General features: G+C 60.0%; 9 protein-coding genes. 8 read left to right on the top strand and 1 reads right to left on the bottom strand.

The genetic code is table 11. From position 1 onward, the window contains the following. Positions 1-266 precede the first annotated feature (266 nt). The 4 genes from ASO19_RS02055 to ASO19_RS02040 all read left to right on the top strand — a co-directional run bounded on the left by ASO19_RS02055 (position 267) and on the right by ASO19_RS02040 (position 3689). Positions 267-710: a hypothetical protein gene (locus ASO19_RS02055; RefSeq protein ID WP_043558039.1), complete on the top strand. Its 444-nt coding sequence runs from the start codon at positions 267-269 to the stop codon at positions 708-710. Positions 711-1058: 348 nt separating this feature from the next. Continuing rightward, a complete protein-coding gene (locus ASO19_RS02050; protein ID WP_043558458.1) occupies positions 1059-1253 on the top strand; it encodes a DUF1656 domain-containing protein in 195 nt (64 codons plus the stop codon). 14 nt (positions 1254-1267) lie between these two features. Continuing rightward, positions 1268-2179, top strand: coding sequence for an HlyD family efflux transporter periplasmic adaptor subunit (locus ASO19_RS02045; RefSeq protein WP_043558041.1), 912 nt, complete (start codon positions 1268-1270; stop codon positions 2177-2179). Position 2180: 1 nt separating this feature from the next. Next, positions 2181-3689: an efflux transporter outer membrane subunit gene (locus ASO19_RS02040; RefSeq protein WP_103765276.1), complete on the top strand. Its 1509-nt coding sequence runs from the start codon at positions 2181-2183 to the stop codon at positions 3687-3689. On the opposite strand, the gene ASO19_RS02035 is transcribed toward ASO19_RS02040, so the two are convergent. Continuing rightward, on the bottom strand, positions 3686-4648 hold the full coding sequence (locus tag ASO19_RS02035; protein ID WP_103765275.1) for a glycosyl transferase: 963 nt from the start codon (positions 4646-4648) through the stop codon (positions 3686-3688). The genes ASO19_RS02040 and ASO19_RS02035 overlap by 4 nt on opposite strands. Positions 4649-4767: 119 nt before the next feature. On the opposite strand from ASO19_RS02035, the gene ASO19_RS09110 reads away from it, so the two are divergent. The 4 genes from ASO19_RS09110 (at position 4768) to ASO19_RS02025 (ending at position 7779) form a co-directional block, all read left to right on the top strand. Beyond that, a complete protein-coding gene (locus ASO19_RS09110; protein WP_166651579.1) occupies positions 4768-4926 on the top strand; it encodes a hypothetical protein in 159 nt (52 codons plus the stop codon). Next, the gene (locus ASO19_RS02030) at positions 4926-5855 is read left to right on the top strand and encodes a DnaJ C-terminal domain-containing protein (protein ID WP_043558046.1); all 930 of its coding nucleotides are present in this window, start codon (positions 4926-4928) and stop codon (positions 5853-5855) included. The genes ASO19_RS09110 and ASO19_RS02030 overlap by 1 nt, the downstream gene beginning before the upstream one ends. A 153-nt stretch (positions 5856-6008) precedes the next feature. Further along, positions 6009-6155, top strand: coding sequence for a hypothetical protein (locus tag ASO19_RS09105; protein WP_156878828.1), 147 nt, complete (start codon positions 6009-6011; stop codon positions 6153-6155). 58 nt (positions 6156-6213) lie between these two features. Continuing rightward, entirely contained in the window at positions 6214-7779 is a 1566-nt protein-coding gene (locus tag ASO19_RS02025; RefSeq protein ID WP_103765274.1) for a peptide MFS transporter, read from the top strand. Positions 7780-7796 lie beyond the last annotated feature (17 nt).

Below are 7796 nucleotides of genomic sequence, written 5' to 3'. Positions count from 1 at the left end.
CTTTTGTCTCATATGCCTATGGAACCGACAAAATCACTTTTTCCGGCGTGTGAAGACACCTTTGGCCATACGCCATGCCTGCCCAGGGAAATATTTTCCATTCAACCTTTAATGAGGGGTGGGTAGCGCCGCTTCGTGAGGTGCTTTGGCTTTTTCCCGTGCAGTGCTATAGGTGAGGGAATGGTCGGCGGAGGGGTGTGTTCTGTCCTCCCTCTGGCAAGGGCCTTGGTGTTTTTCATGAATCTGGAAGGGGCAGCAGTCGTATCATGAATGGTCTACTGGAACTTGGTCAGGCAGTGCTCGCTGCCCAGGGAAAAATTTTCAGGGAATGTGCAAAACGGCACGGTATCCGGCTGTGCTTCCTTGTCGTGGCTCTCGTGTTTCTCGGCTTTGCAGCTATTACCCTGCACGGAGTGTTCTGGGCCTTTTTCAGGCAGGTCTGCCATCTGGGTCTTCTGCTGTCTGCTACCTGTGTACTGGGGATAGACCTGCTGTTTTTCATCATTTTCCTGCTTCTGGCGGTGCGTGCCGGTCATTCCGGCCTGGCAGAGGCCCGCGCCCGCATGGAGCGGGACAGGAAGATGCATGAGCTGAAGCAGAGCTTTGCGCTGACGTCCCTGCTTGGTCTCGCCAGTGGTCCGGTGGGCCGTTATGCGGGTGGGCAGGCATGGCGTATGGCCAAAGGTGTCTTCACACGCCGGAAAAAGTGATTTTGTCGGTTCCATAGGCATATGAGACAAAAGAAGCGGCCTTCAGGGGCCGCTTCTGCTATGGGCTTTCTGTTTCCAGGTGGGTTCCATCTGGTCAGACGCCTGTAATTGACGTTAAGAAGTGGTAAGAGCTGCTTCTGCCTCTGTGGTTGAAACGGGAAGATGGCCTGGCGGTGGTGCCGTGTCGTCCTCTGGATGGATACCCGGCATGGTACCTTCGGGAGGAAGCAGAGTCCGGCCCGTCTGGACGGACACCGGGCCTTTTGCAGGTGCGATAGGGAACAACGTGAGCAAAGCATCAGACACATCACCCGCACGGTCCCGTTCTATCGGGGATTGCGGCGCATGATGCTTTCGGAAGTCAGCCTCTGCGGAGTGTTCGTTTCTCCAATAGCTGTTTATGCTGTCTGCGCAGTGCTGGTGACTCTGGCCCTGCGCTATGTGTTGTGGCGTCTCGGAGCATTGGGCTGGTTCTGGCATGTCGCCCTGTTCGAGATTGCCCTGTATGTCTGTGTTCTCTGTCTTCTGGTTATTTTCGTCTGAGGTGGAGCGGGGGTATGAACTGGTTTCGGCGTCTTGTACGTCCATTGCTGACACTGATCATCATCGCTCTGGCTATTGGTCTGGGGTATGTCGTGTGGGACCTTTATGTCCTTGATCCCTGGACACGTGATGGTCGTGTCCGTGTCTACGTCGTTACGGCCACGCCTGAAGTGTCGGGAACGGTCGTGTCTGTTCCGGTTGTGGACAACCAGTTCGTTCATAAGGGGGATCCGCTTTTCACGGTGGATCCACTGCGTTTCAGGCTCAGGATCGATGAGGCACGGGCCCGTCTGGCGGGTGTGACGGAAGATTACAAGCTGAGCGTCATGAATGCGAAGAGGCGGCGCGGGCTTGGTGGCGTCGTGTCCCGTGAGGAACAGGATGTGTTCGACTCCGAGATGGAAGTACGCCGGGCACGGCTGGAAGAAGCCCGGTCTGCCCTCGATACGGCCCTGCTCAATCTTCAGCGTTCCACGGTCTATTCTGCCGTGGATGGCTACGTGACCAATCTCAATCTGCGTGTCGGTGATTATGTGACGGCTGGACAGTCCCGCATGGCCGTGATCGATGCGAACAGCTATTGGGTCTATGGTTATTTTGAAGAAACCAAGATGCATGGTGTGCATGTTGGTGATGAGGCCCGTATCAAGCTCATGGGATATCGTCATGTCCTGCGGGGGCATGTCGTCAGTATTGGCCGAGGCATCAATGATGCAAACGGCATGTCGGACAGGCTCGGCCTGCCAGATGTGAATCCGATCTTCACATGGGTAAGGCTGGCTCAGCGTATTCCCGTGCGTATTGAAATTGATGAGATGCCGCCAGAGGTCATTCTGTCTGCAGGCATGACAGCCACCGTGGCGGTGGGGAAAGCAAAAGCCGGAGGCAGGGGGCTGTTGACGACATGGCTGCAGGATCACCTGTGAGATGAAGATGCGGTTTGTTCCCCTTGTTGTCAGCAGCTGTCTTTTCTTGACGTCCTGCATGGTCGGACCGGAATACAGGCCGGACAGGATGAAAGTGCCGGGCCATTTTGCCAGTGAGCCCCACCCCGCCACCAAGGAGGAAATTGCCGAGACGGAAGCCAACCTCCGGGACTGGTGGGCGCAGTTTCACGATCCTGTTCTGGACAGACTGGTGGAGCAGACCATCAGAGGGAATTACGACCTTCAGGTGGCCACCCAGCATGTTCTGGCCGAGCAGTCTGTCCGGCGGCAGGCACAGGCCAACTGGTATCCCCAGCTGGATGCCAATGCGGGTGGGGGAGACAACCGCTACTCCATCAATGTTGACAACTGGCCCCTGCGCCCGGGCAACCCGAACAATCACCCCCATGCGTCTGTGCTGACCTATGGTGCCCGGGCAAGCTGGGAGATTGATGTTTTTGGCCATATCTCCCGGCAGGTGCAGGAGCGTAAGAGGCTGGTGGAAGTCAGCATCGAGGAGCGGCGGGGGCTGCTGCTCTCTCTGCTGAGCCAGCTGGTGACAGATTATGTTGAGCTGCGGACCATCCAGACCCGCATGAGCGTGACAGAGGATTCCATCCGCACGGCTCGGGACAGTACCCAGCTGGTGGAGAGGCTCTTCAATAATGGCGTCGGCAATACGCTGGCCATTGCCCAGTCCCGGACGGAAGAACATGCCGAGCTGGCTCGTCTGCCCCCCTTGCGGGCGCGGCAGGAGCAGCTCATCCATGCCATCAACGTGCTGATGGGTGAGATGCCCGGTAAGGAACAGCCTGATCTTGAAGAGCGGCGGCCCATCCCGACCCTGCCCCCGTTCCCGGCCATGCTGCCTTCCGCCGTGCTGACCAACCGGCCCGACATCCGTTCGGCCGAGCGGCGCTATGCGGCGAGCGTCTCCCGCATCGGAATCACGATTTCCAATCTGTATCCCAATTTCAGCATCCCGCTGACCTTCAATCCCAATGCCTCTGCCGCCTATCAGGCGTTCCAGATTGGAGGGATGAGCTGGAATGTCATGATGATGGCCTCCCTGCCCATCCTGCATGGGGGTAAATACAGCGCCCAGATCGCCCAGGCCAGAAGTGAGGCGGAGGCCAGTCGCCTGCAATATCGTCAGACCGTTCTGAATGCTTTTCGGGAAGTGGAAGACAGCCTCGATGACTGGCATCAGGACAACGAGCTGGTGCGGGAAGAACGGGAGGCCGCCACGCAGGCCGGTCTGGCCCTGTCCCGTGCCCGCAAGCTCTATGCCGCCGGGCTGACGGGCTATCTGGATGTTCTCAACTCCCAGCAGACCTACCTGTCCCGCCGGGTGGCCGCTGTGTCGGCTACCGGCAAGCGCATGGATGATGCCATCTCGCTCTACATTGCTTTCGGTGCCGGTTGGCAGGGGCGGGAACTTTCCAATACCACCCTGAAGGTGGAACAGCATGAGAGCAAGGACATGATCCTGCGGGCCTTCAGCCGTTAGGTCATATCTGGCTGGCGGGTGTCCCGGTAAGCCTGCATCGTGCCGAACCGCAGATTGAGGGCCTGTGTTCCTCCTGCCCGGTCGGGCACGTCCATCGTCACGGTCGGGTCCAGCCGCATGGCGTCGTGCCCGGCGAGATGGACGATGCCGACAGGGCGGTGCGGAAAAGTGACCTCGCAGAGCAGGCCCGTTCGTGAGTCGATCTGCCACGGTCCCAGATAGTTGCATCCGGCAGGCATCAGGGCGGTGGCGTAGCCATCGTGATAGCTTGTCAGGGCCATGGCGAGCTGGCCGGAGCTGAATATCTTGCCGTGCCGCAGGGCTTCTTCCTGCCAGTGGCGGAGCCGGGGCCAGTGCGGAGCCGTGCGGGAGAGGGCGAAGACACCGGCATTGAGGGTGGGGCGCACGCCGATATGACGGCATATCGCCCGGGGCAGCCGGGCCAGACGGGAATTCTTGTACAGGATGGTGCGGAGCTGCACGAGGCCGAAGGGCAGCCAGCGCAGCCGGAACAGCGGCTTGTGCAGGAAGAGTTCCGGCGTGATGGCCAGAGCGTGCGGCGTCTGCTCGGCGGCCTGGAAGAGAAGCTCCACGGCCTGACAGTCCTGCACCCAGGCATCTGCATCGATCCATACCAGCGTGTCATGCTCCGGGAAGAGCTGGTCCAGCCACATCTTGGAGAGTTCGATGGCCAGATTGGGGCGCCTGCGCATGGCCCATCGTGAGACATGAGGAAAGGCTCTCGGGGTACGGACAGTGATGCCATTCTGCTCCAGCCATGTGACCTGTTTCCGCTTCAGCCCGCCATCAATGCAGGCGACCGGCAGCCCGGCCAGCTCCGGGAAGCGGCGGATGGAAGCGACCAGCTCCTGAAGCAGGGGAAAATAACGGCTGTCGCTGCCTGTAATGATGAGGCGGCGGGAAAGGTTGGCAGGGGAGGGGCTGTCAGCATGCAGCATGAAGAACTGTCTTTCGGCAAGGTCTGGGAAAGTGTCGGGAAATGCACGGGCAAAAATTCATTCTCTATTGACCTTACCTTACAGGCACACCACTTCTTTGGGAAAGAAAGGTTTTTTCCATGACAGGCACACCAGTACAGTCAGCCGCCGATTTCCTGCGCCCCCGGGTGCAGACCCTCATCAGGGAGGCGGAAGCTGCTGGCTATTCCAGAAGCAGGGTTCTGGCCGTGCTGATCGACCTGCTGGATGATACGGATCTGGAGGATACAGGACAGTAATGGCGACTGACCCATATAAGGTTCTTGGCGTAAGCAGTACAGCGTCGGAGAAGGAAATCCGCAGCGCCTACCGTCGGCTGGTCAAGCAGTATCACCCTGACCGCAACCCCGGTGATACCAAGGCGGAGGAGCGCTTCAAGGAGATTGGCAAGGCGTACGAGATTGTCGGTGACGAGGAGAAGCGCGCCCAGTTCGATCGTGGCGAGATCGATGCGGATGGCCAGATGAGGGGTCCCTTTGGCGGGGGCGGTTTTGGTGGCGGTGCCGGGGCCGGTGGCCCAGGTGGTGGCTTTGGCGGATTTGGCGGTTTCTCGGGCGGTGGTTTCAATCCGGAGGACCTGGGGGACATTTTCGGTGCCTTTGGTGGCGGGGGCGGTGGTTTCCGGTCTGCCCGTCCCCGGCGGGGCGAGGACCTGCATGGCGAGCTGCGTATCAGCATGGAGGAATGTGCTCTTGGTACCCGGCGTGATGTCAGCCTTGGTGGAGGGCGTGAGGTGTCCGTCACCATTCCTGCGGGCATCGAGGATGGCAAGACGCTTCGTCTGAGGGGGAAAGGTCAGCCGGGGCAGCCCGGCATGGATGGTCGGCCCGGCCCTGCCGGGGATGTGCTGCTGAAGATTCATGTGGCGGAAGACCCTTATTACAGGCGTGAGGGGCGGAATTTGCGTGTCACGCAGGATGTTGACCTCCATACGGCCATTCTGGGTGGCAAGGTGCATGTCCGTACCCCGGGTGGAACGGTGGCGCTGAAGGTCAAGCCACATTCTGACAGTGGCACGGTCCTGCGTTTGACTGGTCGTGGTATTGCGGCGGATAAACGGCATGAGGCGGGAAATCTGCTGGTGACCCTGCGTGTTGTGCTGGGGACCATTTCGCCGGAGCTGGAAGCCCTCGTGCGGCGTGAAGCCGAGGAGAAAACGGAGAGCTGAGGGCCAGTCCCTGCTGGAGTGTGGTGTGTGGCAGGGTGGTGAAAAAGGAAGGCAGGCCCTCTGTCCCGCTTTGGGATGTGAAGGGCCTGCCTCTGGTGTGTTGGTGATGGCCCTGCAAGGGGTTGGGAGTGGCGGGGAAAGGACGGGTTAGCCATGGTCTGGGGGATGTCTTTCTGGCTGCGTGTCAGACAGTCCAGCGTTCTGGGAGCATTGGTGGCCATCGTGTTTGTTGTGGCCCTGTGTGTGCTGGGCCTGGTGGGGATTGCCCATGTGGATGGGTTCCACCTCGCAGGGGGCTGATTTTTGCGCTAGTGAGGAGGGAGCCAGTGTCCTTCCCGTAACGGAGTAGCGTGCCCTCATGACCGATCAGCAACATTCTGCGGCGTCCTTTTTTGTCGCACGGCGGCAGGCTTTTGCTGTCGTCATGGCCATCGAGCTGTGGGAGCGTTTCGGTTATTACGGCATGCAGGCTGTCCTGACCGTTTTCATGGTCACCCAGCTGCACATGCGGGATCATGACGTTAACCTCATGCAGGGGGGACTGGGATTTTTCATCTACAGTCTTCCTGTTTTGGGGGGGCTTCTGGGGGATCAGTGCCTCGGGACAAGACCCACCATGCTGGTGGGGGCCTTCGGGCTGACAGCCGGATATGGTCTTCTGGCCATGTCTCTTGGCAGTCAGGCTGTTTTCCTTCCGGCCCTGACACTGATTGCCCTCTCCAACGGGTTGTTCAAACCCAATGCGGGGACGCTCGTTCGGCGCATTTACGCCGGGGATGGCACGGCACTGGATGCCGCTTTCACACTCTACTATATGGCCATCAATGTTGGGTCGACCGTCTCCATGCTGCTGATGCCGTGGCTCCAGCAGCGCTATGGGGCGGCTGTGGCCTTTCTGGCCTGTGCCGGGGGGCTGCTGGTCGGGCTTGGCTATTATGCAGTGCGGGCCGGGCGTATGCGGCGGTTTCTTGCCGCACGGGCGGTTGAGGCAGTCCGGCGGCATGGGCCATCCTCCATGCCTGTTCCTCTGGTGGAGCGTCTTTCCACTCCCGTGCTGAAAGGGGCGCTGGGCGCTGGAATCCTGCTGGCCCTGCTGGTGGTCTGGGGATTTTGCACATGGGTGCTGTATAGCCCGGCGCTGGTCCAGCTCTGCATCATTCTGGCAGGGGTGGGGCTTCTTCTGCTCTGGGTCTGGCTTTATGTGCGGGCGAAGGACGGTGAACGGCCCGGTCTGCTGCTGACCTACATCCTCTGTGCTCAGACAATGGCCTACCAGATCTTCTACCAGCAGATGCAGACCTCCCTGACACTGTTTGCCATGCGGGATGTCTCTGGCGTGTACCAGCTGGGGTCATGGCGGCTGTTCACCATGTCGGCAGGCCAGTTCCAGGCGCTCAATCCGATCGCTGTCATGCTGTTCAGCCCGCTGCTGGCATGGCTGTACCGTCGTCATGCGGGTAGGGGGCAGGATGCTTCACCCGCCATCAAGATACTGCTCGGTTATGGCTTGGTCGCTCTGGCTTTTTGCATCTGGTGGTTGGCCGCTGGCCATAGCACGGGGCTTGTTTCGCCGTGGGTCATGGTGGCCGGGTATGGCACCATGTCCCTCGGGGAGCTGCTGACCATCGGTCTTGGGTTGGCCATTGTGGCCCGTTATGCCCCGGCCCGTGTCAGCGCAGTGCTGATGGGGGCCCTGTTCCTGCTCTGGGGGGTCGGCATGTATCTGGGGAGCCTGGTGGCTGATCTCGCCAGTGTTCCGGCCGATGGTGGGGGCAGCCTGGCGGGTTATGCTGCCCTGTTCCGGGAACTGTTTCTGGGGTGTGTGGGGCTGTGTGTTGTGCTGGCCCTGCTTCTGCCGCTGACCCGCCGCCTCGGGCAACAGCATCGTAGCTGGACGGTAAATAAACCGACAACGGTCACATGAACTTGAAGAGGTGGATG

The organism is Parasaccharibacter apium, assembly GCF_002917995.1.
GTDB classification, from domain to species: domain Bacteria; phylum Pseudomonadota; class Alphaproteobacteria; order Acetobacterales; family Acetobacteraceae; genus Bombella; species Bombella apis.
This window is presented reverse-complemented; position numbering and strand designations above follow the sequence as displayed.